Source organism: Kineococcus deserti (genome assembly GCF_050871945.1).
Classification (GTDB): domain Bacteria; phylum Actinomycetota; class Actinomycetes; order Actinomycetales; family Kineococcaceae; genus Kineococcus.
In genome coordinates this window covers 129,774-156,155 of the sequence record NZ_JBJLSI010000006.1, presented here as the reverse complement: position 1 = coordinate 156,155, position 26,382 = coordinate 129,774, and the positions used below count along the sequence as shown (strand labels likewise).

Sequence of the window (26,382 nt, the reverse complement as noted above, 5' to 3'; positions counted from 1 at the left end):
TCCGCACGGCCGGGACGCCGTGCGGCGCTACCTGGCCGCGGTCACGGCGGCGTAGCGCTCGGCCAGGGTGGCGAAGGCGGCCCGCAACGGGGCGGGGGAGACGTCTTCGACCTCGGCGTCGAAACGGCCGATCGCGGCGGCGAGCGCGATCCACGACCACGAGCCCAGCTGGACGCGGCACCGCCCGGCGTCCAGCGGCTCGACGGTGCCGTCTCCGGCGAACCCGGCGACCTCGGCGGCCGGCCGGCGCAGCACGACACGGCCCGTGCACGGCCACGCGTTCTGCACGGCAGAGCCCTTGAACCGCGCCTCGGCGAACGCGGCGGGATCCCCGCCGGGCACCGCACGGGGCGTGAACCGGGGACCGGTCGGCACCTTGGGCCGCATCCGGTCCAGCCGGAAGGTGCGCCAGTCGTCGCGGTCGAGGTCGAAGGCGAGCAGGTACCAGCGGCCGTCGCGGTGCAGCAGGTGGTGCGGTTCGACCCGGCGGGGTTCGCCGCGGTGGTCCACGCGCAGCACCTCGCGGGCACGGACGGCGTCGCCGACGGCCAGGAGGACCCCGGTGTCCACGTCGGATCCGCTCCGCGCGACGAAGTCGGCCCGGGACAACGCCTCGACCCGGTGCCGCAAGCGCCCCGGCAGCACCTGGCGCACGGTCGCCAGCGCCCGGGCCGCGCCCTCGCCGACCCCGCCGCCGGCGGCCGCCGCGCTGCGCAGGGCGACGGTCAACGCGACGGCCTGGTCGTCGTCGAACAGCAGCGGCGGCAGGTCCGCCCCGGCCTCGAGCCGGTACCCGCCGTCGGGACCTCTGGTCGCCTGGATCGGGTAGCCCAGCTCACGCAGCCGGTCCACGTCGCGACGGACGGTGCGCGCGCTCACCTCGAGCCGTTCGGCCAGCAGCCGCCCGGGCCAGTCCCGGCGGGCCTGCAACAACGACAGCAACGACAGCAACCGCCCCGACGTCCCGCTCACGGGTTCCAGTCTGCGGTGCAAGAGGACAGGTCCTGACCGCTTCCCCTGCAACGGTGGAGCCATGACCACCACCACGACCCACCTGAACTTCCGCGGCCAGGCCCGGGAGGCGCTCGCGTTCTACGCCGAGGTCTTCGGCGGCGAGCCGACGATCGTCACCTACGGCCAGGCCCACGACGACCAGGGACCGTCCGAACACGTGCTGTGGGGCGAGGTGCGCACCCCGGGCGGCTTCCACGTCATGGCCTACGACGTCCAGACCACACGGGACTTCGACCCGGGGACGAACGCCGTGTACGTGTCGTTGCGCTGCGACAGCGCCGAGGAGGTCACCGCCGCCTGCGAAGGGTTGTCGGCGGGGGCCCGGCACGTGCGCACGCCGCTGGGGCCTTCGGCCTTCTCGCCGCTGTACGCGATGCTGACCGACCGGTTCGGGGTCACCTGGGTGGTGGACCAGGCGGTCGCGTTCAGCGCAGGCTGAGCGCCCCGGCCACCCACACGACGGTGGCCAGCAGGGCGGCACCGGCCTCGATGGCGACCGACAGGCCCACGTTCTTCAGGGCCACCACGGTGGAGCGCCACGCAGCGGACGCCCGGTTGCCCACCTTCGAGACCCCGAGCAGCTCGCCGAGGAAGACGCCGAGCACGAACCCGATCGGCAGACCCACGACCGGGATGACGAAGAACCCGACGACCCCGAGGAGGGCGCCGAGCAGCAGGGTGGTCCTGCGGATCCCGGCCCGCGTCATGCGGCGCCCGGGCAGCAGGTACATCGCGACCTGGCCGGCGGCCATCAGCACGACCGCCGCGGAGAACCAGAGCCAGGCCTGGCCCCCCTCGAACAGGGCCCAGACCAGCGTCGCGGCGGCGATGAGGACGGTGCCGGGCAGGACGGGGACGACGATCCCGACCAGCCCGACGGCGATCGCGAGCGCAACGGCGACGAGCCCGGCGTCACCCATGGTGACCCCGGGCTCGTCGGCCGGTCATGCGGAGGATCAGCGCTCGTCGGGAGCCGCCGTCGCCGGCGTCGCCACCAGCTTCTGCGACTCGTCGTGGATGTCGGCGCCCGCGGCCCGCAGGGCGTCGCGGTGCTCGCGGCCGTGGTGAGCGCAGAAGAGGAGCTCACCACCGGCGGCCAGGGCGACCCGCACGTAGGCCTGCGCACCGCACCGGTCGCACCGGTCCGAGGCAGTCATGGGGTTGTTGCTGAGGGTGGTCATGGCGGTGGTCACTCCGCGACTCCTTCCGGGTCGTGCACGCTGGCGGGCAGCTGCTGCTCCCACCGGACACTCTTCCCCAACCTTCGGCACCGTGCGCGCGTTCCCACGCCGACGGCCCAGTGCGTTCGCTCCTAGCGGAGGTGCGTTTGGTCACACCGGACCCGGGAACGGCCGCCTGGCGGGGGATGCCGGGGGGTTGACAAGGTTGCACGTAGGCTGCCTGGGTGACTCCACCCAGCTCGGCCCCGGGCGCCAAGAACGACGCGAACGACAAGTACACCGCCGCCAACCTCCTCGTCCTCGAAGGCCTCGAGGCGGTCCGCAAGCGTCCGGGCATGTACATCGGCTCCACCGACTCCCGCGGCCTCATGCACTGCCTGTGGGAGATCATCGACAACTCCGTCGACGAGGCGCTGGGTGGTCACTGCGCCAACATCACCGTGGTCCTGCACGCCGACGGCTCGGTGGAGGTCCACGACGACGGCCGCGGCATCCCCGTCGACGCGGAGAAGCGGACGGGCCTGTCCGGGGTGGAGGTCGTCTTCACCCACCTGCACGCGGGCGGCAAGTTCGGCGGCGGGTCGTACTCGGCCTCCGGCGGCCTGCACGGCGTCGGCGCCAGCGTCGTCAACGCCCTGTCCTCCCGCCTCGACGTCGAGGTCGACCGCGGGGGCAAGACGTACGCCACGAGCTTCCGGCGCGGCGCACCCGGTCGGTACGCCGGTGACGGCCCCGACGCCCCCTTCACCCCCGCGACGGGTCTGGAGGTCGTCGGGCGGGCCAAGCGCGGCGTCACCGGGACGCGGGTGCGCTACTGGGCCGACACCCAGGTCTTCCTCAAGGAGGCCAAGTTCTCTTACGAGGACCTGACCGCCCGGGCCCGCCAGACCTCCTTCCTCGTCCCGGGCCTGCGCATCGTCATCCGCGACGAACGCTCGGGGGAGACGGTCGAGGAGGTCTTCCAGCACGACGGGGGCATCAGCGAGTACGCCGACTTCCTGACCCCCGACGCGCCGGTCACGGACGTGTGGCGTCTGCAGGGCGAGGACGTGTTCACCGAGACCGTCCCCGTCCTGGACGACTCCGGGCACATGAGCATGCAGGCCGTCGAGCGGCGCTGCGCCGTGGACGTCGCGCTGCGCTGGGGCACCGGGTACGAACCCACGATCCGCTCGTTCGTGAACATCATCGCCACCCCCAAGGGCGGCTCGCACCTGTCCGGCTTCGAGCAGGGCCTGTTCGCCGCGGTGAAGAAGCAGGTGGACGCCCAGGCCCGTCGGCTCAAGGTCGGCAAGGACGAGAAGCTGGAGAAGGACGACATCCTGGCCGGGATGACGGCCGTCATCACCGTCCGGCTGGCCGAACCGCAGTTCGAGGGCCAGACCAAGGAGGTCCTGGGCACGGCGGCCGTGCGCGCCATCGTCCGCAAGGTCATCGAGAACGAGCTCGGCGCGGTCCTGTCCAGCAGCAAGCGCGAGGAGAAGGCGCAGGCCACGGCCGTCCTGGACAAGGTCGTCACCGAGATGAAGTCGCGCATCTCCGCGCGGCTGCACAAGGAGACCCAGCGTCGCAAGAACGCGCTGGAGAGCTCCTCGCTGCCGCCCAAGCTGAAGGACTGCCGGTCCGACGACGTCGCCAACACCGAGCTGTTCCTCGTCGAGGGCGACTCGGCGCTGGGGACGGCGATGGGGGCGCGCGACTCGGAGTACCAGGCGCTGCTGCCGCTGCGCGGCAAGATCCTCAACGTCCAGAAGGCCTCGGTCACGGACATGCTCAAGAACGCCGAGTGCGCCTCGATCATCCAGGTCGTCGGCGGGGGGTCGGGGCGCAGCTTCGACCTGGACTCGGTGCGCTACGGCAAGATCGTGCTCATGACCGACGCCGACGTCGACGGCGCCCACATCCGCACCCTGCTGCTGACGCTGTTCTTCCGGTACATGCGCCCGCTCATCGACGCCGGCCGGGTCTTCGCCGCCGTCCCCCCGCTGCACCGCGTCGAGGTCAGCGGCCGCGGCAAGGCCGAGCGGGAGGTCATCTACACCTACTCCGACGCCGAGCTGCGCAAGGTGACCGCGGACCTGAACAGGCGCGGCCGCAGCTACAAGGAACCCCAGCGGTACAAGGGGCTGGGGGAGATGGACGAGGACCAGCTGGCCGAGACGACCATGGAACGCGCCCACCGCACGCTGCGCCGGGTGACGGTGGCCGACGGCGCGGTGGCCGAGCGGGTCTTCGAGCTGCTCATGGGCAACGACGTGGCCCCGCGCAAGGACTTCATCATCGCCGGCGCCGAGAAGCTGGACCGCGACCGCATCGACGCCTGAGGGGGACCCGGGCCCGGTGGCGGCCGCTACTCGTTGTCCCCGCCGGTGTCGCCACCGCCGGCCGTGAGCACGGCCCCGCGCGGACGGGTGTCCCCGGCCGCCGGCCAGACCCACTCCCGGATCCCGGGCAGGTCCTCGCCGTGCCGGCGGGTGTGCTCACGGGCCGCGAGGCGGGCGTCCTGCATCCGCTGGCGCAGCCCCGCGGCCCGCGACCGCAGGCCCGGCACCTGGTCGATGACGTCGATGACCAGGTGGTACCGGTCGAGGTCGTTGAGCATGACCATGTCGAACGGGGTGGTCGTCGTGCCCTCCTCCTTGTAGCCGCGCACGTGCAGGTTCTGGTGCCCGGCCCGCCGGTAGGTCAGGCGGTGGATGAGCCAGGGGTAGCCGTGGTAGGCGAACACGATCGGCCGGGTCGTGGTGAACAGGGTGTCGAAGTCGCGGTCGGACAGACCGTGCGGGTGCTCACGCTCGTCCTGCAACCGCATGAGGTCGACGACGTTGACGAAGCGGACCGTCAGGTCGGGCAGTTCCCGGCGCAGGATGTCCGAGGCGGCCAGGGCCTCCAGCGTCGGGGCGTCGCCGGCGCAGGCCAGCACGACGTCGGGTTCCTCGCCCGGCACCTCCCGCCCCGCCCACTCCCAGATGCCCAGCCCCCGCGTGCAGTGGGCGATCGCCTGCTCCATCGTCAGCAGGTCGGGCGTGGGTTGCTTGCCGGCGACGACGACGTTGACGTAGTTCCGGCTGCGCAGGCAGTGGTCGTAGGTGGACAGCAGCGTGTTCGCGTCCGGCGGCAGGTAGACCCGGACGATCTCGGCCTTCTTGTTCACGACGTGGTCGATGAAGCCCGGGTCCTGGTGGCTGAACCCGTTGTGGTCCTGACGCCAGACGTGACTGGACAGCAGGTAGTTCAGCGAGGCCACGGGACGGCGCCAGGGGATCTCGCGGGACACCTTGAGCCACTTGGCGTGCTGGTTCACCATCGAGTCGACGATGTGGATGAAGGCCTCGTAGCAGTTGAAGACCCCGTGCCGCCCGGTGAGCAGGTACCCCTCCAGCCATCCCTGGCACTGGTGCTCGGACAGCATCTCCACCACCCGGCCGGCGCGCGCGAGGTGCTCGTCGACCTCCGGGTCGAGGAACTCGGCGTTCCACTGCTTGTCGGTGGCCTCGTAGACGGCCTGCAGACGGTTCGAGGCGGTCTCGTCCGGGCCGAAGAGGCGGAAGTTGTCGGGGTTGCGCCGGATCACCTCGGTCAGCCACCGCCCCAGCACCCGCGTCGCCTCGCTCGTCGAACCCGCCGGAACGGGGACGTCGACGCCGAACTCCCGGAAGTCGGGCAACCGCAGGTCGCGCAGCAGCGTCCCGCCGTTGGCGTGCGGGGTGTCGCTCATCCGCAGGGTTCCCACCGGCGCCAGCCGGGCGGTGTCGGCGTCCAGCGCTCCGGTCGCGTCGAACAGCTCCTCGGGACGGTAGGACCGCAGCCAGCCCTCCAGGACCTGCAGGTGCTCGTCGGTGTCCCGCGCGCTGGCCAGCGGGACCTGGTGGGAACGCCAGGAGTTCTCGACCTGCCTGCCGTCGATCCGCGGTGGGCACGTCCAGCCCTTGGGCGTGCGCAGGACGATCATCGGCCACGCCGGACGGGACAGGTCACCGGCGGCGGCGGTGGCCTTGAGGTCGGCGATCTCGTCCAGCACGGTGTCCAGGAGGGCCGCGAAGCGTCCGTGGACCTCGGCCGGGTCCTCGCCGTCGAAACCACCGGTGAACACGTGCGGGTGGTGTCCGTAGCCGCGCAGGAGGGCCAGGAGTTCGTCCTCGGGGATGCGCGCCAGGACCGTCGGGTTGGCGATCTTGTAGCCGTTCAGGTGCAGGATCGGCAGCACCACGCCGTCGCGGGCGGGGTTGAGGAACTTGTTGGAGTGCCAGCTCGTGGCCAGCGGGCCGGTCTCCGCCTCCCCGTCGCCGACGACCGCGGCGACCAGCAGGTCGGGGTTGTCGAAGGCGGCGCCGTAGGCGTGCGACAGCGCGTAGCCCAGTTCACCGCCTTCGTGGATCGAGCCGGGGGTCTCCGGCGCGACGTGGCTGGGAATGCCGCCGGGGAAGGAGAACTGGCGGAACAGCCGCCGCAACCCGTCCTCGTCGGGGGTGATGTCGGAGTACACCTCGCAGTAGGTGCCGTCGAGGTAGGCGTTGGCCACCAGACCGGGTCCGCCGTGGCCGGGTCCGGTGACGTAGAGGGTGGGCTGTCCCCGCTCGCCGACGACCCGGTTGAGGTGGGCGTAGAGGAAGTTCAGCCCCGGGGTCGTACCCCAGTGCCCCAGCAGCCGGGGTTTGACGTGCTCACGGCGCAGCGGTTCACGCAGCAACGGGTTGTCCAGCAGGTAGATCTGGCCGACCGACAGGTAGTTCGCCGCCCGCCACCACGCGTCGACGCGCGCCAGCACCTCCGGCGGTGGCGACGGCTCGCGACGGCGGGTCCAGGGCGTGCGGGGCTCGGTGCTCACGGCGAGGTGGTCGGTCACGGCAACCCTCCTGTTCCGGACTTCCGGCACGCAGCACACCACACCTCCCGGGCGCGCACCATCCCCTGCCGAGGAGGCGATCCGACAGGTCGGTGCGGTCGCGTCCCGGTACCCGTGGTGTTCGCCGGGCGTCCGGCGGGCGTTCGCCGGCGGGACACGCGGCTGCTCGATGTCCGATCACGCCCGAATCGTTGACTTCGTGTCCGGTCGGCGGTAGAACTCTGCTCAGCAGAACGGATCAGGCACCACCAGACGACGGAGTCGACGCGATGTACGCACCGGAGCGGCACCAGGCGATCCTCGACGCGGCGCGCGACGCCGGCCGGGTCGAGGTCAGCGCGCTGGCCGAGCTGCTCGACGTCACGCCCGAGACGATCCGCCGCGACCTCACGGTCCTGGAACGACGCGGCGTCCTGCGCCGCGTCCACGGCGGGGCCATCCCCGTCGAGCGCCTCGGCGCCGAGCTCGCCGTCCCCGAACGCCAGGACGTGGCCGCCGCCGAGAAGGACCGCATCGCCAAGACGGCGCTCGCCGAACTGCCCGACGGCGGGACGGTCCTCGTCGACGCCGGCACGACCACGGTCCGGTTGGCCGAGCTGCTCCCGACGGACCGCGAACTCGTGGTCGTCACCCACGCCCTCCCGGTCGCCTCGGTCGTCGCGAGCCGTCCGAACCTGACCCTCCACCTCGTCGGCGGGACCGTCCGCGGCCGCACCCTGGCAGCCGTGGGCGGGTGGGCCGAACGCGCGCTGGCCGAGGTCTTCGCCGACGTGTGCTTCCTGGGCACCAACGCCCTCACCGTCGAGCACGGGCTCACCACGCCCGACCTGGCCGAGGCCGCCGTCAAACGCGCACTCATCTCCTCCGCGCGGCGGACCGTCGTCCTCGCCGACCACACCAAGTTCGGGCGCGACGACTTCGCCCACGTCGCACACCTGGAGGCTGTCGACACCGTGATCACCGACACCGCGACCGACCTCGAGATCGTCGCCGACGTCGAGGCCGCCGGCCCCCGGGTCCTGCGGGCATGAGGTTCCTGACCGTCACCCCGAACCCGAGCATCGACCACACGGTCGAACTCGCGGCACTGACGCGCGGCGAGGTCCACCGGGCCCTGGCCGGTTCGGTCGAGGCCGGCGGCAAGGGCGTCAACGTCGCCCGGGTCCTGGCCCGGCACGGTCACCACGCCCGCGCCGTCCTGCCCTCGGGTGGCATCGACGGCGCCCGCCTGGAAGCCCTGCTCGCCCCGCAGCACGTCCACGTCGTCCCCGTCGCGATCGCCGGGGCGATCCGCACCAACACCGCCGTGGTCGAACGTGACGGCACCACCACCAAGCTCAACGAACCCGGACCGGAACTCACGACCGGGGACGTCGAGGCGCTGTGCCGCAGCGTGCTCACCGAACTCGACGCGACACCGGACTGGCTGGTGACCAGCGGCAGCCTGCCGCCCGGCGCGCCCACCGACCTGCACGCGCAGTTCGCCCGCGCCGCCCGAGCCGCCGGTGTGCGCTGCGCCGTCGACACCAGCGGAACCGCGCTGGCGGCGGCGGTCGAGGCCGCACCCGACGTCCTGAAGCCCAACCACGAGGAACTGGCCGAACTCCTCGGCCGGGAACTCCTGACCGTCGGCGACGTCGTCACCGCCGCTGCCGGACTCCGCGCCGCGGGTGTGGGTGAGGTGCTCGTCAGCCTCGGCGGTGCCGGCGCCCTGCTCGTGACGGCCGACGGCGCCGTCTGGGCCGGGGGGGAGCCTCTCGTCCCGCTGAGCACCGTCGGCGCCGGGGACTGCACGCTCGCCGGTTTCCTGCACTCGAGGGGAACCGCGGCGCAGCGCCTCGCGACCGCCGTCGCCTGGGGCAGGGCCGCGGTCCTGCTGCCCGGCAGCACCGTCCCCGCCGAACTCCAGACGCAGCAGGCGGCCGCCGCCGTCCGCACCCTGTTGAACCCCCACCCCGACACCCTCGTGAAGGACCTTCAGCGATGACCGACCTGACCGCTCCGGAACTCGTCCTCGTCGACCTCGTGGCGACCGACCGCGTCGACGCGACCCGCCAGCTGGCGCAGACCCTGGCCGACGCCGGCCGGGTCACCGACCTGCCGCAGTTCCTCGCCGACGTCGCCGCCCGCGAGGAGCAGATGGCCACCGGGATCCCCGGCGGCATCGGCCTGCCGCACGCCCGCTCGGCCGCCGTCACCGTCCCGAGCCTGGCGATCGGCCGCGTCGTGTCCGGCGAGCGCATCGACTGGGGCGCCCCGGACGGCCCGGCGAACCTGGTGTTCCTCATCGCCGCCCCCACCGAGGGCGAGGCCGACCACCTGCAGATCCTGGCCGCGCTGGCCCGCAAGCTCGTGCACGTCTCCTTCCGCGAATCCCTCCTCGAGGCCCCCGACGCCGCCGCCGTCGCCTCGACCGTCCTGACGGAGGTCTACGGACGATGAAGTTCGTCGCCATCACCAGTTGCCCCACCGGCATCGCCCACACCTACATGGCCGCCGAGGCCCTCGAACAGGCCGGCAGGGCCATGGGGCACGAGGTCACGGTCGAGACCCAGGGATCGGCGGGTTCGGCGCCGTTCGACCCGGCCGTCGTCGCAGCGGCCGACGGTGTCATCTTCGCCGCCGACCTGGAGGTCCGCGACAAGGACCGGTTCGCCGGGCTCCCGTTCGTCGACGTGGGGGTCAAGAAGGCCGTCGCCGACGCCCCGGGAGTCGTCGCGGCCGCCGTCGCCGCGGTCGAGGCCGCACCGAAGGGAACGCCGGGCGGGACGCCCGCTCCCGTCGCCGGTCCCGCGCTGGCCACCAAGGTCACCGCCGGAGCCGGTGTCGGAACCCGCGTCCGGCAGTGGCTGATGACGGGCGTCAGCTACATGATCCCGTTCGTCGCCGCCGGCGGCATCATGATCGCGCTGGCGTTCCTCATCGGCGGGTACGACATCAACTCCGTCACGGCCGCCGACCTCATCGCCGGTTTCGACCCGCTGAGTGCGCACGACTGGGCCGGGCTGCTGTTCGTCCTGGGCGGCACCGCGTTCGGTTTCCTGGTGCCGGTGCTGGCCGGGTTCATCGCCTTCGGCATCGCCGACCGACCCGGCATCGCCCCCGGCTTCGTCGGTGGTTCCATCGCCGTCACCGTGGGTGCCGGTTTCCTCGGCGGGCTCGCAGCCGGTTTCCTCGGGGGTTTCGTCGCCCTGGGCCTGGCGCGGTTGAAGGTGCCGAACGCCGTGCGCGGCATCATGCCCGTCGTCGTCATCCCGCTGATCGCCACCTTCGTGACGGCGGGCGCCATGCTGGTCGTCCTGGGCCGCCCCATCGCCTGGTTGATGGACCAGCTCACCGCAGGGCTGAACTCGCTGTCCGGCAGCGGGATCGTGCTGCTCGGCGTGATCCTCGGCATCATGATGGCCGCCGACCTCGGCGGCCCCGTCAACAAGGTCGCCTACACCTTCGCCACCACCGGACTGGCGACCGTCGCCACCTCCTCGGGCAGCCCCGTCGAGCTCAGGGTCATGGCCGCGGTCATGGCCGCCGGCATGACCCCGCCGCTGGGCATCGCGCTGGCGACGTTCGTCCGCAGGAACCTGTTCACCGAGGCCGAACGGCAGAACGGCAAGGCCGCGGTCCTGCTCGGCGCGTTCTTCATCACCGAGGGTGCCATCCCGTTCGCCGCGGCCGCCCCGCTGCGGATCATCCCGGCCGCGATGCTCGGCTCCGGTGTGACCGGCGGCCTGGTCATGGCCTTCGGGAACAGCCTGCGCGCCCCGCACGGCGGGGTCGTCGTCCTCGGCCTCGTCGGTGCGCCGCTGCTGTACCTGCTGGCCATCGTCATCGGGTCGGTCGTCACCGCCGCCGCGGTCGTCGTCCTGAAGGGCTGGCACCGCAAGGCCCCCGGGAACGCCGCCGACACCACCACCCCCGCCGCCCAGAGCGCGACGGTCTGAGAGAGGAAGCACCGTGTCCACCACCACCCGCACCGCCGTGATCGCCTCCCGCGTCGGCCTGCACGCCCGTCCGGCGTCGCTGTTCGTCCAGGCCGCCGCGGCCACCGGCCTGCCGGTGACCGTCGCCGTGGGCGAGGGTGAACCCGTCGACGCCCGCAGCATCCTCATGGTGATGGGACTGGGCGCCAAGCAGGGCGACCGGGTCACCTTGACGGCCGAGGGCGAGGGGGCCGACGCCGCGCTGGACGGTCTGGTCACCGTGCTGGAGACCGACCACGATGCCTGAAGCCGCTGGGCTGCTGACGGGTGTGGGTGTCGGGACCGGAGCGGCGACCGGCACGGCCGTGGTCCTCGCCCCGGCGGCCCGGCCGCCGGCCGACGAACCTCCCGCGGCCGACGTCGAGGCCGCCACCCGCGCCGTCCGCGAGGCGTTCGCGGCCGTCGCCGCCACGTTGCGCCAGCGGGCCGAGGCCGCCGGCGGCACGACCGCGGAGGTGCTGCAGGCCACCGCGCTCATGGCCGCCGACCCGGGGCTGTTCGCCGAGGTCGACCGGCGCCTGGCGGCCGGTGCGGGCCCCGCGACGGCGGTCGACGAGGCCGTCGAGCAGTTCTGCGAGGTGCTCGCGGCCAGTGGCCCGTACCTGGCCGAACGCGTCACCGACCTGCGCGACGTGCGTGACCGGGTCGTCGCGCGCGTCCTCGGGCGTCCCGAGCCCGGGGTTCCCGAACTGCTCGGCCCTTCGGTCGTGGTCGCCCGCGACCTCGCCCCGGCCGACACCGCGGCGCTGGACCTGTCGCACGTGGCGGGCATCGTCACCGAACTGGGAGGTCCGACCAGCCACACCGCGATCATCGCCGCGCAGTTCGACATCCCGTGCATCGTGCGCGTCGCCGGCGCCCTCGACGTGCCGGCCGGGACGACGGTCGCCGTCGACGCCCGCACCGGAACCGTCACCCTCGACCCGCCGGCGGACCTCGTCGAGCAGATCCGCACCCGCCGCTCCGTCCGTGCCGCCCTGGCGGCCTCGGCCGGTGGCCCCGGCCGCACCGCGGACGGGACGGCCGTGCAGCTGCTGGCCAACGTCGGAACCCTCGAGGACGCCGAACGCGCCGCGGCCCAGGACGTCGAGGGCGTCGGGCTGTTCCGCACCGAGGTGCTCTTCCTCGACCGGGCGAGCGCGCCGACGCTGCAGGAGCAGACCGAGACGTACGCGCGGGTGCTCACCGCGTTCGGCGACCGCAAGGTCGTCGTCCGCACGCTCGACGCCGGTGCCGACAAACCCCTGACGTTCGTCGCCGTGGACGCCGAGGAGAACCCCGCGCTGGGAGTGCGTGGACTGCGGACGTCCCGCCGTCACCCCGAGCTCCTGCGGACCCAGCTGCAGGCGCTGGCCGCGGCGGCGGAGCGGACCGGCAGGCAGCCGTGGGTCATGGCTCCCATGGTGTCGACCCCGGCCGAGGCCGCCGGGTTCGCGGCGCAGGCCCGCGCCGCCGGGCTCACGACGGTGGGTGCGATGGTCGAGGTTCCGGCTGCCGCGCTGCGCTCGCGCCGGCTCGTGGCCGCGGGGCTGGACTTCGTCAGCATCGGCACCAACGACCTCACCCAGTACGCGATGGCCGCCGACCGCCTCGCGGGCGACCTCGCCGATCTGCTCGACTCCTGGCAACCCGCTGTGCTGCAGCTGGTCGCGGCCACCGGGCTCGTCAGCACCGACCCGGGCGTACCGGTGGGTGTCTGCGGTGAGGCGGCCCGCGACCCGCTGCTGGCCCTGGTGCTGGTGGGGCTGGGCGTGCGCAGCCTGTCGATGGCGCCGGCGGCCGTGCCGGCGGTCCGCTTCGCGTTGTCGCGCACCGCTGTCGCCGTCTGCGAGGAGATGGCGCGGACGGCGCTGGAGGCCGACTCGCCGGAGGAGGCGCGCGAGGCAACGGCGCGGCTCGCCGATCCGGAGGTGCTCGCGCTGTAAAGTCGGTCGCCAGGATCCCTCGGCGGGACGTCCCCCCGGCCTCGCCGAGGGATCCGTGGAACTCGTGCGCAGGAGGAGCGGAATGCCCAGGGTCGTCGTGACGACGGCGGGTGGTGTCCGGGGCCGTCCGGCCGAACGCGGGGTCGTGAGCTTCCGCGGGATCCCCTACGCCGCAGCACCCGTCGGGGTCCACCGCTTCGCCGCACCGGCTCCCGTCGCGCACTGGCAGGGCGTGCGTGAGGCCCGTGAACCCTCCCCGGTCGCTCCGCAGGACCCGCGCTCCGGCTACGGCTGGCGCCACGACGCCGGCGACGACCACCTGACCGTCGACGTCCACGTCCCGGCCGACCTCCCCCGGGACCTGCCGGTGCTGGTGTGGATCCACGGCGGCGGCTGGGTCTCGGGGTCCGGCTCGGCGCCCGCGTACCACCCGGCGGCCTGGGTGGCCCGGGGTTTCGCTGTCGTCACCCTGAACTACCGCCTGGGGTTCGAGGGTTTCGGCGCCGTCCCGGGCGCCCCGCAGAACCGGGGGATCCTCGACCAGATCGCGGCGTTGCGCTGGGTGGCGGAGAACATCGCGGCCTTCGGCGGGGACCCCGCGCGGGTGACGATCGCCGGGCAGTCGGCCGGTGCCGCCTCGGTCGCGGCGCTGCTGTGCGCCCCATCGGCCCGTGGGCTGTTCTCGCGGGCCATCGCGGCCAGCATCACGGGGGAGACGTACTCGCTCGCGCAGGCCGAACGGGTCGCGGCCCGGGTCGCCCGCGCCGCCCGGGTGCCGGCCACCCGCGAGGGTTTCGCCGGCCTGCCGCCCGTCCGGTTGCTGGCGGCCTCCGACGCCGTGGCCCAGGACCTGGCCGCCGACCCCGACGCCGGTCCCCGCGGCGCGGTCCCGCTGCTGTACCACCCCGTCGTCGACGGCGACGTCGTCGCGGGCCCGTTCATGCAGGGCCCGCACGCCGGGGGCGACCCGACGGTGGACCTGCTCGTGCAGACCGTCGCCGACGAGTGGACCTTGTTCTCCCGCAGCGGGTTCGCGCCCGTCGCGAGGAACTTCGAGGAGGTCGCGCAGTTCGCCGTCGCCGTCGGCCTCCCCGCGAGCGCGGTGCAGGAGTACCGGACGCTGATGCCGGCCGCCGACCCCGGTGCCGTGGGGGACGCGGTGCTCTCCGACGGCTTGTTCGCCGAACCCTCCCGCCGGTTCGCCCGCGCCCACACCGCCCGCGGCGGCCGTACGCACCTGGCCCGGTTCACCTGGCGTTCCCCGGCCCTGGGTGGGAGGTTCGGCGCGACCCACGGTCTGGACGTGCCGTTCGCCTTCGGCAACCCGCAGGCCATGGAACCGTTCCTGCACGCCGTTCCGGTCCTGCCGCTGGCCCGCCGGGTTCCGCGGCTGGGGACCCGGCTGCGCGGGGTGTTCCCCACTCCGGCCTCCGTGGCGTTGTCGCGGCGCATGGTCGCGGCGTGGACGGGGTTCGCCGCCGACGGTGATCCCGGCTGGGCGTCCATCGACACCGAGGGAGTTCCCGTGCACGTCTGGGGTTCGCGGGACTCCCTCGAGACCACGCCCGACCCGCGGGAGCGGATCTGGGCCGGGGTCGAGTTCCGCCCCTTCGATCAGAGCGCGGCGTAGAGCTCGTCCAGGGTGTCCAGGAACGAGACGGCCGTCAGCGGCCCGCCCTCGTTGACGTACTTGTCGACGACGACGTACCTGCCGGCCGCCAGGGCGGGAACGTCGCGGTAGGTGGGGGAGGCGACGAGGTCACGCGCCTCGGCGTCGTTCGCCACGAGGACCACCAGGTCGGCGTCGGCCGTCGCGCGGGCGACGTTCTCCTGGGAGTAGTCGGCCTCGCCGTCGGGGACGACGGCGGCCATGGCCGGGGAGAACACCGCGCCGAGGTCGGACAGGACGCGCACCGCCAGCCGGCTGCCGGACAGGCTCAGCCCGCCGTCCTCGGACGTCGCGGCCATCAGCACCCGCGCGCCCAGCGCGTCGGCGTGCGCGGCCCGGACCTCCTCGAGCCGGCCGGCGTAGCGGGTCAGGACCTCCTCGGCCGCAGCCTGTGTCCCGGTGGCCTGCGCGACCACGGCGAGGTCGTCCTGCCAGGTGCGGTTCGTGCCGGTCTGGCCCAGGGGCAGGACCGCGGCGATCTGCGTCAGTTCGGGCAGTTCGGCGAGGTCCTCGTCGCGTCCCAGGACCAGGTCCGGGTCCACCGCCGCGATCGCCTCGAGGTTGATCTCGTTGCGCAGGAACAGCTGCTCGGCGCCCGCGGCCTCCGCCGCGCGCAGTTCGGCGTCGAAGCGGGGCACCGCGTCGGGGGTCTCGCCGTCCCGCGGGAAACCCACCAGCGGCAGGCCGAGGGCCAGGGCGATGTCGAGGTCGCGGCGGCCCTCGGTGGCGACGACCGAGTTCACGCTGGCGGGAACCTCGACCGGACCCGCGACGCTCTCGACGGTGCGGGTGCCGGCGGTCGGGGAACCGGCGGGGGAGGCCGCTCCGGTCGGTGCGGAGCACCCCGCGGCCAGCAGCGCGGTCACGGGCCCGAAGGTGAACAGGGAACGACGAGGCAGAGGAGGCACGATCTGAGGATAGCCTCACCTGATCGACGGGTGGCGATCAGGAGTCGCGGTTCCGCGGCCGCCCCGTGCCTGGGGGAGTAGCCTCCCCGCGTGACCGACGACCTCGGCCCGGCCCTGTCGCGCCGGCTCAGCGCCGAACCCGCCGACGTCCGCCGCAGCCTCGCCCTCCTCGGCGAGATCCTCTCCGGTGGCAGTGCGTCGACCACCACGGCCAACGGTTTCGTCGAGACCCACCTGGGTGTCCCGCACACCTCGCTGGTCTCCGAACGCGTCGACCTGACCAACACCCGCGCGGTCTCGGTCGGCGCGGCGCTGGCCGACCTCGTCCAGGAGCACGCCGCCGTCCTGGGGCCCGTCGAGGACGACGTGCCGCCGACCTGGCAGCGCATCGACCTGCTCGACGAGCACGTCTCGGTCCCCACCTCGGCCGCCGCGTTCTTCCCCGCCGGGACGGCGACCTCGGCCGACGTCGTCGTCCAGCTCGCCGAGCACGAGTACGAACCGCAACCGGCCTCGCTGCGGGTGCTGTCCCGGCCCGGTGACCACGCCGCGGCCCGGGTCCTGGCCGACGACCTGCTCGCCACCGCACGCCGGGACAAGGGTTTCTACCGGGGCCGGGTGCTGCACGCCGACGCCCACCTGCCGCTGAAGCTGAAACCCACCGCCCTCGGTCCCGGCGGTCGCGACGACCTCGTGCTGCCCGGGCACGTGTGGACCGAGATCGACGCCAACGTCGCGGCTCTGACCACCCGCGCGGACCTGCTGCGCACCCTCGGGCTGGGCACCAACCGGGGAGTTCTGCTCGCCGGGCCGCCCGGGGTGGGCAAGAGCGCGCTGAGCCGGGTCGTCGCGCGCGAACTCGTGGGGGAGTTCACCGTCATCATCGTCGACGCGGCCGCGGCCTCCAGCGTGCTGCGGCAGGTCTACCGGGAGACCACCGACCTCGGGCCGAGCGTCGTGGTCCTCGAGGACGTCGACCTCTACCTCGGCGACCGCAAGGCCGGCGCCCGCGGTACGGCGCTGGCCGACTTCCTGGCCGTGCTGGACGGCACGGAGGAGTACCGCGACGTCCTGACCATCGCCAGCACCAACGACCCCGCCGCCCTCGACGCCGCGGCGACGCGGTCGGCGCGCTTCGACGCGGTGGTCCACCTGGCCCCACCGGACCGCGCCGGGTGCGAGGCGATCCTGCGCCGCCTGCTCGGGCCCTACGGCGAGCAGGCCGTCGACTGCGCCGTGGTCGCCGACCACCTGCCGCCGGGAGTCACCGGCGCCGACCTGCGGGAGGTGGTGCGCCGCACCGTCCTCGGCCACGGCGACCACCTCACCACCGAGGTGGTGCTCGAGGTGGTGCGGGACGGACGCTGGCAGCCGGCGCCGCTGACGGGGAACTACCTCTGACCCACCGGGTGGGTAGGGTCCGTCCGTGAGCACCACCGTCCTGGTCACCGACAACGACTCCGGCCCCGCGACGATCGAGCGGGGTGTCCTCGAGCCCGCCGGTCACCGGGTCGTCGAGGCCGCGTGCCGCACCGAGGCCGACGTCGTCGCGGCCGTCACCGAGCACCGGCCGGCCGGGCTGCTCGTCCAGTACGCACCCATGACGCGGGAGGTCCTGCGCACGTGCGCCGACCTCGGGGTGCGCGCGCTCTTCCGCTACGGCGTCGGCATGGACAACGTCGACGAGGCGGCCGCCTGGGAGGCCGGCGTCGTCGCGCGCAACGTTCCCGACTACGGCTCGGCCGAGGTCGCCGACCACGCCGTCACCCTGCTGCTGTCCCTGCTGCGGGCAGTGCCGACGTGGTCGGCGGCCACGGCGGGCGGGAACTGGCCCGCCCGCGGGGAACTGCGGGACCCGGCTGAACTGCGGGTGACGACGGTGGGGCTGGTCGGTTTCGGCGCCATCGCCCGTGAGGTGGCGCGGCGGCTGCTGCCGTTCGGCTGCACCGTCGTGGTGGCCGACCCGTTCGTCGCCGCGCAGGACGCGGCCGCGCACGGCGTCGAACTGGTCGACCTGCCGGACCTGTTCGCCCGCGCCGACGCCCTCAGCGTGCACGCCCCGCTGACCGAGCAGACCCGTGGGGTGGTGGGCGCCGACGCGTTCGCGCGCATGCGACCGGGCACCCTGCTGGTGAACACCGCCCGCGCCGGGCTCGTCGACCGCGGCGCCCTGGAGGCGGCGCTGGCCGACGGCACGATCGCGGGAGCCGCGCTGGACGTCTGGTGGACCGAACCGGCGGCGCCCGACGACCCGCTGCTGCGCGACCCGCGGGTCGTGGTGACCCCGCACGTGGCGTGGTTGTCGCCGGGTTCGGCGCACCGGTTGCGCCGCCTGGCGGCCGAACGCCTGCTGGAGGTCCTGACGCAGGCCTGAACGCGCGTCTCACAGCCGCGAGTACTGCCCCGGCCCCAAGGGCAGGTCGAGGACGAACCACAGCGTCAGCAGCGCCATCCAGGCGATCCAGAAGCAGACGGTGAACGGCAGGAACCTGGAGATGAGCGTGCCCAGCCCGGCCTGCGGTTCGTAGCGCCGCAGCATCCCGAGCACGACCACGATGTAGGGGTTCAGCGGGGTGAGGATCTGCGTGGCCGAGTCCCCGGCGCGGAACGCGGCCTGCACGAACGCCGGTTCGTAGCCCAGCAGCGCGAACAACGGCACGAAGACCGCGGCCATGATGGTCCACATCGACGATCCCGAGGTGATGAACAGGTTCAGCACCGTGGCCAGCAGCACGAAACCGACGATCGCCTCGAAGCCGGTGAAGTTCAGCGACTCCAGCCCGCTGGCCCCGGCGACCGCCATCCACGTGCCCACCCTGGTCCAGGTGAACAGCGCGATGAACTGCCCCAGGACGAACGCCAGCACGATGAACGGGGCCATGTCCCTGACCGCCGCGGCCATGGCGTCGGGGATCTGCACGAACCGGCGCAACGTCCCGGTGAGCCGGCCGTAGACCACGGCGGGAACGGTGAGCATCGTGACGACCATGAACACCGTGGAGTCCAGCAGCGGCGACTCCGGCAGGTACCCGCCGTTCTCGTTGCGCATCGGCGAGCCCGGCATCACCGCGAGGACGACGAGGGCGACGGCGGTGACCAGGGCGGCGATCCCCGCGCGGCCCAGGGCCCTCGTCTCGTCGACGCTCACGCTCAGGTCGTGGACGTCCTCGATCGCGCCCGGACCCTGCGCGTCGTCGGCCTGTTCGGTGGGGACACCGCGGCGCACCAGCATCGGTTCGAGGACCTTGGTGATGAGCAGACCGCACACGACCGTCAGCAGCAGGGAGGCGGCGATGTTGTAGAAGTAGTTCGAGATGGGGGTGACGGGAGTTCCGGCGTCGGGCAGCGTGGCCGCCACCGACTCGGTGATGCCCGCGAACAGCGCGTCCAGGCTCGTGACGACGACGGAGGTGGAGTACCCGGCGCCGGCCGCGGCGAAGGCACCCAGCAACCCGGCCACGGGGTGCCGGCCGACGGCCTTGAACACCATCGCGGCCAGCGGCGGGATGACCAGCATCACCGAGTCCGCCATGACGCTGCCGACGATCCCGATGAACGAGACGGCGTAGGGCAGCAGCCAGCGGGGGGCTCCGGAGAACGCCTTCTTCACCAGGGCCGACATGAGCCCGCTGCTCTGGGCCAGACCGACGGCCAGCAGGATCACCACGACGGTGCCCAGCGGTGGGAAGGAGACGAAGTTGTCCACCACCGTCGTGGTGAACCACCGGATGCCCTCGACGGTGAGGAACCCGCGGATCTCGTTCGTCTCCTCCGACCCCGGGACGGTCACCGTCACGCCCGCCCAGGCCATGACGGAGGAGGCGACCGCGAGGATCCCGAACAGCAGCAGGAACAGCAGGAAGGGTTCGGGGATCTTGTTGCCGGCCCGTTCGATTCCCCCGAGGACCCGTTCGGTGCGGGTGGGGGCGGAGGTCGCTGTGCTCACGCCAGGAACTCCTCCACGTCCAGGACGCCGCCGGCGGCGTCGAACTCGGCCTGCACCGCCTTCAGCAGGTCGGGGTCGGCCAGGACGTCCAGAGCCGTCAGGGCCAGGCCGACGGCCCCGTCGAGAACTCCGCGGTCACCGTCGGCCGAACCGGCTGCGGCGGCGAACTCGCTGGTGTGCAACGAGGTCCCGGGGTCCGAGACCGCCAGCATCGGGTGGATCGAGGGCACCCGGACGCTGACGTTGCCCAGGTCGGTCGAGCCCGACAGGGTCTCCGGGACGACCCCCGGCGGCAGCGCGGTCCGGCCCCGGCGACGCTGGTGCGCGGTCCAGCGCGCCGCCAGCTGCACGTTCGCCCGGATCGGCAGGTACGCCGGCTGCCGGTCCCACTCCAAGGACACGCCCGTACCGGTCATGGCGGCCGCGGCCCGCAGGACCACCTCGACCCGCGCGCACAGGTCGGCCAGGGTCGCGGGTTCGGCCGAGCGCACGTAGTACTCCGAGGTCGCGGTCGCGGGCACGACGTTCGGCCGCTGCCCGCCGTCGACGACGATGCCGTGGACCCGGTCCGAGGGGGTGATGTGCTGGCGCAGCATCGCGATCCCGTTGTAGCCGGCGACGACGGCGTCCAGGGCGTTGCGGCCCATGAACGGCTGCGCCGAGGCGTGCGCGGGAACGCCGGTGTACGTCGCGCGCACCTGCCGGCGGCCCAGGAACGGCTGGATCGCCACGTCGTAGCTGAACGGGTGCAGCATCACGACGGCGTCGACGCCCTCCAGGGCACCGTCGCGGGCCATCGTCTCCTTGCCGCCACCACCCTCCTCGGCCGGTGTGCCGAGCAGCACGGCGGTTCCGTGGACCTCCTCCGAGCGCAGGGCGTGCGCCAGGCCCAGGAAGGCGCCCACCGCGCTGGCGCAGATGACGTTGTGCCCGCAACCGTGCCCGACCCCGGGCAGGGCGTCGTACTCGGCGAGGACCGCGACGGTGGGGCCGTCGCCGTGGCTCACGGTCGCTTTCAAGGCCGTGTCGAGCCCGTGGACCCCGACCTGCGCCTCGATGCCGTGACGCGCCAGCAGGTCGGCCACCGCCCGCACCGACCGGTGCTCGGCGAACGCCTCCTCGGGGTGGGCGTGCAGGTCGTGGCTCAGGTCCAGCAGGTCGTCGCGGACGGCTTCGACGGCGGCCTCGGTGGCCTCCAGCAACGCCGCCGGCGCTCCGGCGTGCTCGCTGGCCAGCGGCGTCGCCGCGGCGGCCGCGCGGTCGATGCCGGCGCGGACGGACTCCAGGTAGGTGGTGTCCGGGCGGGTGGGGCGGCTCACGTCGGGGAACTGATCGGCCATGCCGCTCAGGCCTACCGCTGCCGGTGTGCCGCTGCCAGTCGACTCGCGGGGTGGCGGCCCGCCGAAACACGGAGTTCACACCGTCCCGGGCCAGGTGCCGACGCCTCCGGGCCCGGCGCTGCCCGCGGCCGTCCAGGAGGAGGCCTGCTGGACACGGAACCGCTGCGAGGCGCCGCCCTCGTCGCGCGTGCGACGGTCCGCCGCGCCGAGCCGTCCTGCCGGGCGATCCGCCTCGGGAACGGGAAGCTCCCGACGAGGGATGCCATCAGTGCCACGGCGGAGATCAGCACCTGGGCGACCTACCGGGTGCGCGACGTCGGCACCGCTCGTCGAGAGCCTGGAGCACGATCGTGCCGGTGCTGGCCGGTTGTGTGGTCTGATGGCGGTGCTGGACGGTGCGGTGCACGTCCAGTGGTTCAAGCAGTGCCGCACGAGTGGTGGCCGCCGAACGCGGTGCGGTGAGGTTCGAGCACGTCGGGTACCAACTCCGCCACGAAGGGCCGCACATGTCACCTCCACCCACTTCCGGCAGGCCCCTCGGGGAGCCGGCTGCGGTCCGAACCGTCGGTGCCTGGCAGGGCGACCGTCCGGGACCGGGCGTGACCGGCGGTCGTGCGATGGGCGGCGACGTCGGCGATGGCGGTGATGCGGGGGAGGAGCCGGCGGTGCAGGTCACCACGGCCGGTGCCTCGGCGGATCCGGTGAGGGACTACCTGCGGCTGATCGGCCGGGTGCCGTTGCTGACCGCTGCCTCGGAGGTGGAGCTCGCGCGGCGCATCGAGGCCGGCTTGTACGCCGAGGAGAAGCTGCGCTCGGTGGTGGACCCGGTCCTCACACGGGAGTTGTGGTGGATCGGGCAGGACGGCCGGACGGCCGGCAGCCACCTGGTCGAGGCCAACCTGCGTCTGGTCGTCTCGCTGGCCAAGCGGTACACCGGCCGCGGCATGCTGTTCCTGGACCTTATCCAGGAGGGCAACCTCGGTCTGATCCGTGCGGTCGAGAAGTTCGACTACACCAGGGGTTTCAAGTTCTCCACCTACGCGACGTGGTGGATCCGGCAGGCCATCACCCGCGCCATGGCCGACCAGGCCCGCACCATCCGCATCCCCGTGCACGTCGTGGAGATCCTCAACAGGCTCGCCCGCGTGCAGCGGCAGATGCTGCAGGACCTGGGCCGCGAACCCACTGCGGAAGAGCTCGCCGAGGAGCTCGACATGACCCCGGAGAAGGTCGTGGAGGTGCGCAGGTACGGCCGCGAGCCGATCTCGCTGCACACCCCGCTGGGCACCGAGGGCGACTCCGAGTTCGGTGACCTCATCGAGGACGCCCAGGCGGTCGACGCCCTGGAGGCGGTCACCTTCACGCTGCTGCAGGAGCAGCTGCACTCGGTGCTGGACACGCTGTCCGAGCGGGAGGCCGGTGTCGTCTCGATGCGCTTCGGTCTGATCGGTGGCCGGCCCAGGACGTTGGACGAGATCGGCAGGGTGTACGGGGTCACGCGGGAACGGATCCGCCAGATCGAGGCCAAGACGATGTCGAAGCTGCGGCATCCCTCGCGCTCGAGCATCCTGCGTGACTACCTCGATTGACTGATCACTGCAGTCGGGTTCGGTCGCCCCAGCCGATCGCCTCGCTGGGGACCGGTCCGCCGCTGCCGCTCAGCGGTGGGACTGTGGACCGACCGGTGTCGAGGTGGGAGGAACCACGACCGTGCTCGGCCGCTGGCCCCTGCGACGGTTCCCTGCGCCGGCACTGGACGGCGACCAGGACCGGCCGGCTGATTCCGGGGCTGCTCCCCGCTCGTCGCCGCCGCGGGGTCGTCACGCACGTGCAGACCCGACGAGAACACACGCCGAGAGGGGCGCTGAGATGAATCTGCTCTGTGCGGGACACCTGTTGAGCGAGGACGCGAGGGTTGAGGCGGTGACGGTGTGGAACGGACAGGCGGTGTGCCTCGGATGCCTGACTGCTCTCAGCGACAAGTCGACGACGGACGAGTGGGACGTCGAGGAATCCCGGCGGGTCGAGGAACGCAGCAGGATGGACGATCTGCGCCGCTCCCCTCGACGAGGTCCTGGATCGTGAGCCGGATCGCGGCTGCACCCGGTTTCCCCTCGCCTGCGTGATGATCGGCCGGGCGCGCAGCGACCCACCGGGAGGCCGCCGAGGTGGACGTGCGTGCGCGGATGCTCAGCGGTGGGCCAGGGGCGCAGTCGATGCGGCTTGCGGAGCCGGCGCGCATGCCGGAACCTGGCCTGGAGTACAGCCAGTGGCTCCGCTTGCCCAGGGCGTCACCGGGCTGCCGCTCTAGGGATCGTGGTCGTGTCTTCTCGTGCTCATGTCGTCGTCGTGACCATCGCTTCCTGCCTGGACTGGCGGCGTCATCCCCGCACGTTGAGGGCTCGCCTCCGCGCCGACCTCGTCCAGCAGGTGCGTCGAGGTGGCCTGGAGCTGAGCGGGGAACCGGAGGTCGCCGTCGAGGGAGTGGGCGACGGGGTGAGGGTCCGCATCAGCAGCGCCGCGCAGGCTGTGGAACCTGCCCCGCCCGCCGACGCATCGACGGACGGGGTGACTGGTGGGCACCGGTCCGGGGAGCTCCTCGCGCAGCGTGCCGCCCTGGCCGTCGAGGAGGCGAGAGCCCGCACCGCTCAGTCGTGGGTGACGTCCGTGCGCAGTGCGGGCGTTCGTCAGCACAGCGAGCTGCTGTACGTGGAATCGGTCGCAACTCGCCTGCGAGTGCCTGAACTGGCCTCTGGGCCGGTACCCCGGTGGGTCACGGCCGTGGACACCGAGAAGGACGGGTGAGGTACCGGACGAGTCGCAGGCGCCAGGCAGTCGCGCCGCGTCCGCACGTCCCTCCGGTGCCCGGTCGGGTCGCTCCGCAGTCGACCCGTTCCCGGAGCCGGTGGTCGTCCGCCTGTTCTCGACTCGTCCGCCCGACCAGGTACCGACGTCGGACGCCGAGCCGGCGGCGTGCGGGTGCGTGACGTCGTCGCAGCACCGGACCGTTCAGACGGGAACCGGGGCGGGTGTGACGCGAGCGCGCACCACGCGCGGGCGCCCGGACGACCGTCAGGTCGTCGGCGGGCCCGCGACCGCGGCGACGGGCTTGTCCAGCGCCGTGCCCGACCCGTCGCGCCGGCCCTGGGGACCGGGCAGGGCCACCGCGGCGCCGGTGGACGTGGCCGCCTCGGCCGGGCTCGGGCCGGCCCAGGCCAGCAGCAGGGTGTCCTCGCCGCGGGCGAACCGGTGGCAGCGCACCCCGCCGGTGGCCCGGCCCTTGGACGGGTACTCCGACAGCGGGGTCACCTTGGCCGAACCCACCTGCGAGGCGCCGCCGGCGGAGTCGCCCGCGACGGTCACGACGACCGGGTCGACGGCGTCGGGGGCCACGGCCGTCATCGACACCACCCGCGCCCCGGCGGACAGCTTGATGCCCGCCATCCCGGCCGCCCCGCGGCCCTGGGGCCGCACCAGCGAGGCGGAGAACCTCAGCAGCTGGGCGTCGGAGGTGATGAACACCAGGTCCTCCTCGCCGCTGGTCAACCCGACCGCGGCGACGACCTCGTCCTTCTGCCGCGCCGTGACGTCCTTCAGCGCGATGACCTCGACCTCGGGCTTGTTCCCCAGCGGTTCGGGCACGACGCGCTTGACGACACCGGTCGCGGTGGCCATCGCGAAACCGGGGTCGTCGGGGTCCTCGACCCCGGCCACGGCCAGCGGCACGATGGTCAGCGCCCGCTCACCCTTGCCGAACGTCACGAACTCCTTGACGCTCGTGCCGCCCGACAGGTTGGGCCGGCCCGCGGTCGGCGGCAGGGTCGGCAGTTCCAGCACCGACACCTTCACCAGCCGGCCCGCGGAGGTGACGACGCCGATGTCCCCGCGCGCGGTGGCCGGCGCCGCGGCCACGACCAGGTCGTGCCGGGCCCGGCGGCCCTCGGTCTCCAGCGGTTCGGCCGAACTGGTGCGGGCCAGCAACCCCGTGCTGGACAGCAGGACCCAGCACGGGTCGTCGGCGATCTCCAGCTGCGTCGCGGCGGCGGCGCCGGTCGCCGGGCCCGAGGAGGTCAGCAGCACGGTGCGGCGCGGGGTCCCGTGGTCGGCCGCGACCTGACCGAGTTCGTCGCTGACCAGCGTCCGCAGCTTGCCCTCGTCCTCCAGGATCGAGCGCAGGTCGGCGATCGTGGCCTGCAACTCGGCCTGCTCGCGTTCCAGCTCGATGCGGGAGAACCGGGTCAGGCGGCGCAGCTGCATGTCCAGGATGTACCGGCCCTGGTTCTCCGACAACGAGAACCGCTCCATCAGCCGGGACAGTGCCGCGCCGGCGTCGTCGGAGGACCGGACGATCGCGATGACCTCGTCGATGTCCACGATCGCGATGAGCAACCCGTCGACCAGGTGCAACCGGTCCAGGGCCTTGTCAAGGCGGAACTGCGTCCGGCGGCGCACCACGTCCAGGCGGTGGCCGATGAACACCTCGAGGAGTTCCTTCAGGCCCAGCGTGCGCGGCTGCCCCTGCACGAGGGCGACGTTGTTGATGCCGAACGTCTCCTCCATCGGCGTCAACCGGTACAGCTGCTCCAGGACGGCCTCGGGGACGAAACCGTTCTTGATCTCCACGACCAGCCGCATGCCGTTCTTGCGGTCGGACAGGTCGGTGACGTCGGCGATGCCCTGCAGCCGCTTGTTCTTGACGTTGTCGGCGATCTTCTCGACGAGGCGTTCCGGGCCCACGCCGTAGGGCAGTTCGGTGACGACGATGCCCTGGCGGCGGCCGATCTTCTCGATCCGCACCGTCGCCCGGGTGCGGAACGTGCCGCGGCCCGAGGCGTAGGCGTCCTTGATGCCCTCCAGCCCGACGATCCGCCCGCCGGTGGGGAAGTCCGGGCCGGGGATGAACCGCATGAGCGCGGGCAGGTCGGCGTCCGGGTGCTTGATGAGGTGCTTGGCGGCGTTGACCACCTCGACGAGGTTGTGCGGCGGCATGTTCGTGGCCATGCCCACCGCGATGCCGCTGGCGCCGTTGACGAGCAGGTTCGGGAACGCCGCGGGCAGCACGCCCGGTTCCTTGAGCCGGTCGTCGTAGTTCGGGACGAAGTCGACGACGTTCTCGTCCAGCCCCGTCGTCATGAGCAGCGCCGCCGGCGCCATCCGGGCCTCGGTGTACCGCTGCGCGGCCGGGCCGGCGTCCAGGGAACCGAAGTTGCCGTGCCCGTCGATCAGCGGCAGCCGCATGGTGAACGCCTGCGCCTGCCGGACGAGGGCGTCGTAGATCGCGACGTCACCGTGCGGGTGGAGTTTGCCCATCACCTCCCCGACCACGCGGGCGGACTTCACGTGCGCCCGGGCGGGGATCAACCCCATGTCCTGCATCATGTACAGGATCCGCCGCTGGACCGGTTTCAGTCCGTCCCGGGCGTCGGGCAGGGCCCGGGAGTAGATGACCGAGTAGGCGTACTCCAGGAACGCGCCCTGCATCTCCTGCTCGACGTCGATGTCGACGATCCGCTCGGGGACGTCGGGCGTTGAGGTGGAGCGAGACTTCGGGGGCATGGACGGCATTCTGCCGC

General features: G+C 72.9%; 19 protein-coding genes and 1 pseudogene. 12 read left to right on the top strand and 8 right to left on the bottom strand.

What is annotated here, in order from left to right; all coding sequences use genetic code 11:
- Window positions 1–27: 27 nt before the first annotated feature.
- On the bottom strand, window positions 28–972 hold the full coding sequence (locus ACRYR2_RS07215; RefSeq protein WP_432562161.1) for a helix-turn-helix transcriptional regulator: 945 nt from the start codon (window positions 970–972) through the stop codon (window positions 28–30).
- A 61-nt stretch (window positions 973–1,033) separates the two neighbouring features.
- Here ACRYR2_RS07215 and ACRYR2_RS07210 point away from each other — a divergent pair, with 61 nt between their 5' ends.
- Window positions 1,034–1,453: a VOC family protein gene (locus tag ACRYR2_RS07210; RefSeq protein WP_432562160.1), complete on the top strand. Its 420-nt coding sequence runs from the start codon at window positions 1,034–1,036 to the stop codon at window positions 1,451–1,453.
- On the opposite strand, the gene ACRYR2_RS07205 is transcribed toward ACRYR2_RS07210, so the two are convergent.
- Both ACRYR2_RS07205 and ACRYR2_RS07200 read right to left on the bottom strand, forming a co-directional pair.
- Window positions 1,440–1,934, bottom strand: a complete 495-nt coding sequence (locus ACRYR2_RS07205; RefSeq protein WP_432562159.1) for a DUF456 domain-containing protein — start codon at window positions 1,932–1,934, stop codon at window positions 1,440–1,442. The two genes, ACRYR2_RS07210 and ACRYR2_RS07205, sit on opposite strands and share 14 nt — an antisense overlap.
- Before the next feature lie 36 nt (window positions 1,935–1,970).
- Window positions 1,971–2,207: a DUF7455 domain-containing protein gene (locus tag ACRYR2_RS07200; RefSeq protein WP_432562158.1), complete on the bottom strand. Its 237-nt coding sequence runs from the start codon at window positions 2,205–2,207 to the stop codon at window positions 1,971–1,973.
- Between the two features lie 212 nt (window positions 2,208–2,419).
- Here ACRYR2_RS07200 and ACRYR2_RS07195 point away from each other — a divergent pair, with 212 nt between their 5' ends.
- Window positions 2,420–4,519 carry a DNA gyrase/topoisomerase IV subunit B gene (locus tag ACRYR2_RS07195; protein ID WP_432562157.1) on the top strand — a complete coding sequence of 700 codons (2,100 nt, stop codon included), beginning with the start codon at window positions 2,420–2,422 and terminating at the stop codon, window positions 4,517–4,519.
- A 26-nt stretch (window positions 4,520–4,545) separates the two neighbouring features.
- On the opposite strand, the gene ACRYR2_RS07190 is transcribed toward ACRYR2_RS07195, so the two are convergent.
- Window positions 4,546–6,963, bottom strand: coding sequence for a phosphoketolase family protein (locus ACRYR2_RS07190; RefSeq protein WP_432562205.1), 2,418 nt, complete (start codon window positions 6,961–6,963; stop codon window positions 4,546–4,548).
- A 347-nt stretch (window positions 6,964–7,310) separates the two neighbouring features.
- Between ACRYR2_RS07190 and ACRYR2_RS07185 the strand changes: the two genes are divergently transcribed.
- From ACRYR2_RS07185 to ACRYR2_RS07155, 7 genes are all read left to right on the top strand, one after another.
- A complete protein-coding gene (locus ACRYR2_RS07185) occupies window positions 7,311–8,072 on the top strand; it encodes a DeoR/GlpR family DNA-binding transcription regulator (protein ID WP_432562156.1) in 762 nt (253 codons plus the stop codon).
- Entirely contained in the window at window positions 8,069–9,028 is a 960-nt protein-coding gene (locus tag ACRYR2_RS07180; RefSeq protein WP_432562155.1) for a 1-phosphofructokinase family hexose kinase, read from the top strand. Before ACRYR2_RS07185 ends, ACRYR2_RS07180 begins: the two co-directional genes overlap by 4 nt.
- Window positions 9,025–9,483 carry a PTS sugar transporter subunit IIA gene (locus ACRYR2_RS07175; RefSeq protein WP_432562154.1) on the top strand — a complete coding sequence of 153 codons (459 nt, stop codon included), beginning with the start codon at window positions 9,025–9,027 and terminating at the stop codon, window positions 9,481–9,483. The genes ACRYR2_RS07180 and ACRYR2_RS07175 overlap by 4 nt, the downstream gene beginning before the upstream one ends.
- Window positions 9,480–10,982: a PTS fructose transporter subunit IIC gene (locus tag ACRYR2_RS07170; RefSeq protein ID WP_432562153.1), complete on the top strand. Its 1,503-nt coding sequence runs from the start codon at window positions 9,480–9,482 to the stop codon at window positions 10,980–10,982. The genes ACRYR2_RS07175 and ACRYR2_RS07170 overlap by 4 nt, the downstream gene beginning before the upstream one ends.
- Window positions 10,983–10,995: 13 nt before the next feature.
- On the top strand, window positions 10,996–11,268 hold the full coding sequence (locus ACRYR2_RS07165; protein WP_432562152.1) for an HPr family phosphocarrier protein: 273 nt from the start codon (window positions 10,996–10,998) through the stop codon (window positions 11,266–11,268).
- The gene (ptsP, locus tag ACRYR2_RS07160; RefSeq protein ID WP_432562151.1) at window positions 11,261–12,946 is read left to right on the top strand and encodes a phosphoenolpyruvate--protein phosphotransferase; all 1,686 of its coding nucleotides are present in this window, start codon (window positions 11,261–11,263) and stop codon (window positions 12,944–12,946) included. The genes ACRYR2_RS07165 and ptsP overlap by 8 nt, the downstream gene beginning before the upstream one ends.
- An 82-nt stretch (window positions 12,947–13,028) precedes the next feature.
- The gene (locus ACRYR2_RS07155; protein WP_432562150.1) at window positions 13,029–14,576 is read left to right on the top strand and encodes a carboxylesterase/lipase family protein; all 1,548 of its coding nucleotides are present in this window, start codon (window positions 13,029–13,031) and stop codon (window positions 14,574–14,576) included.
- Here ACRYR2_RS07155 and ACRYR2_RS07150 read toward each other — a convergent pair.
- Entirely contained in the window at window positions 14,561–15,523 is a 963-nt protein-coding gene (locus ACRYR2_RS07150; RefSeq protein ID WP_432562149.1) for an ABC transporter substrate-binding protein, read from the bottom strand. The genes ACRYR2_RS07155 and ACRYR2_RS07150 overlap by 16 nt on opposite strands.
- Window positions 15,524–15,613: 90 nt before the next feature.
- Here ACRYR2_RS07150 and ACRYR2_RS07145 point away from each other — a divergent pair, with 90 nt between their 5' ends.
- Together ACRYR2_RS07145 and ACRYR2_RS07140 are read left to right on the top strand one after the other, a co-directional pair.
- Entirely contained in the window at window positions 15,614–16,924 is a 1,311-nt protein-coding gene (locus tag ACRYR2_RS07145) for an ATP-binding protein (protein ID WP_432562148.1), read from the top strand.
- Window positions 16,925–16,949: 25 nt separating this feature from the next.
- On the top strand, window positions 16,950–17,897 hold the full coding sequence (locus ACRYR2_RS07140) for a C-terminal binding protein (protein WP_432562147.1): 948 nt from the start codon (window positions 16,950–16,952) through the stop codon (window positions 17,895–17,897).
- Window positions 17,898–17,906: 9 nt separating this feature from the next.
- On the opposite strand, the gene ACRYR2_RS07135 is transcribed toward ACRYR2_RS07140, so the two are convergent.
- Together ACRYR2_RS07135 and ACRYR2_RS07130 are read right to left on the bottom strand one after the other, a co-directional pair.
- Window positions 17,907–19,469, bottom strand: coding sequence for an AbgT family transporter (locus ACRYR2_RS07135; protein WP_432562146.1), 1,563 nt, complete (start codon window positions 19,467–19,469; stop codon window positions 17,907–17,909).
- Window positions 19,466–20,809: a M20 family metallopeptidase gene (locus ACRYR2_RS07130; protein WP_432562145.1), complete on the bottom strand. Its 1,344-nt coding sequence runs from the start codon at window positions 20,807–20,809 to the stop codon at window positions 19,466–19,468. The genes ACRYR2_RS07135 and ACRYR2_RS07130 overlap by 4 nt, the downstream gene beginning before the upstream one ends.
- A gap of 659 nt (window positions 20,810–21,468) precedes the next feature.
- Here ACRYR2_RS07130 and ACRYR2_RS07125 point away from each other — a divergent pair.
- A pseudogene (locus tag ACRYR2_RS07125) lies at window positions 21,469–22,398 on the top strand (RNA polymerase sigma factor); the annotation flags it as partial.
- 1,483 nt (window positions 22,399–23,881) lie between these two features.
- On the opposite strand, the gene ACRYR2_RS07120 reads toward ACRYR2_RS07125, so the two are convergent.
- Window positions 23,882–26,365: a DNA gyrase/topoisomerase IV subunit A gene (locus ACRYR2_RS07120; RefSeq protein ID WP_432562144.1), complete on the bottom strand. Its 2,484-nt coding sequence runs from the start codon at window positions 26,363–26,365 to the stop codon at window positions 23,882–23,884.
- Between the last annotated feature and the right edge of the window lie 17 nt (window positions 26,366–26,382).

Excerpts from the sequence above, each read along its gene's own strand:
- ACRYR2_RS07180 (WP_432562155.1), top strand. The coding sequence starts at position 8,069 with ATGAGGTTCCTGACCGTCACCCCGAACCCGAGCATCGACCACACGGTC.
- ACRYR2_RS07170 (WP_432562153.1), top strand. The coding sequence starts at position 9,480 with ATGAAGTTCGTCGCCATCACCAGTTGCCCCACCGGCATCGCCCACACC.
- ACRYR2_RS07185 (WP_432562156.1), top strand. The coding sequence starts at position 7,311 with ATGTACGCACCGGAGCGGCACCAGGCGATCCTCGACGCGGCGCGCGAC.
- ACRYR2_RS07120 (WP_432562144.1), bottom strand. The coding sequence starts at position 26,365 with ATGCCCCCGAAGTCTCGCTCCACCTCAACGCCCGACGTCCCCGAGCGG.
- ACRYR2_RS07130 (WP_432562145.1), bottom strand. The coding sequence starts at position 20,809 with ATGGCCGATCAGTTCCCCGACGTGAGCCGCCCCACCCGCCCGGACACC.
- ACRYR2_RS07155 (WP_432562150.1), top strand. The coding sequence starts at position 13,029 with ATGCCCAGGGTCGTCGTGACGACGGCGGGTGGTGTCCGGGGCCGTCCG.
- ACRYR2_RS07205 (WP_432562159.1), bottom strand. The coding sequence starts at position 1,934 with ATGGGTGACGCCGGGCTCGTCGCCGTTGCGCTCGCGATCGCCGTCGGG.
- ACRYR2_RS07210 (WP_432562160.1), top strand. The coding sequence starts at position 1,034 with ATGACCACCACCACGACCCACCTGAACTTCCGCGGCCAGGCCCGGGAG.
- ptsP (WP_432562151.1), top strand. The coding sequence starts at position 11,261 with ATGCCTGAAGCCGCTGGGCTGCTGACGGGTGTGGGTGTCGGGACCGGA.
- ACRYR2_RS07175 (WP_432562154.1), top strand. The coding sequence starts at position 9,025 with ATGACCGACCTGACCGCTCCGGAACTCGTCCTCGTCGACCTCGTGGCG.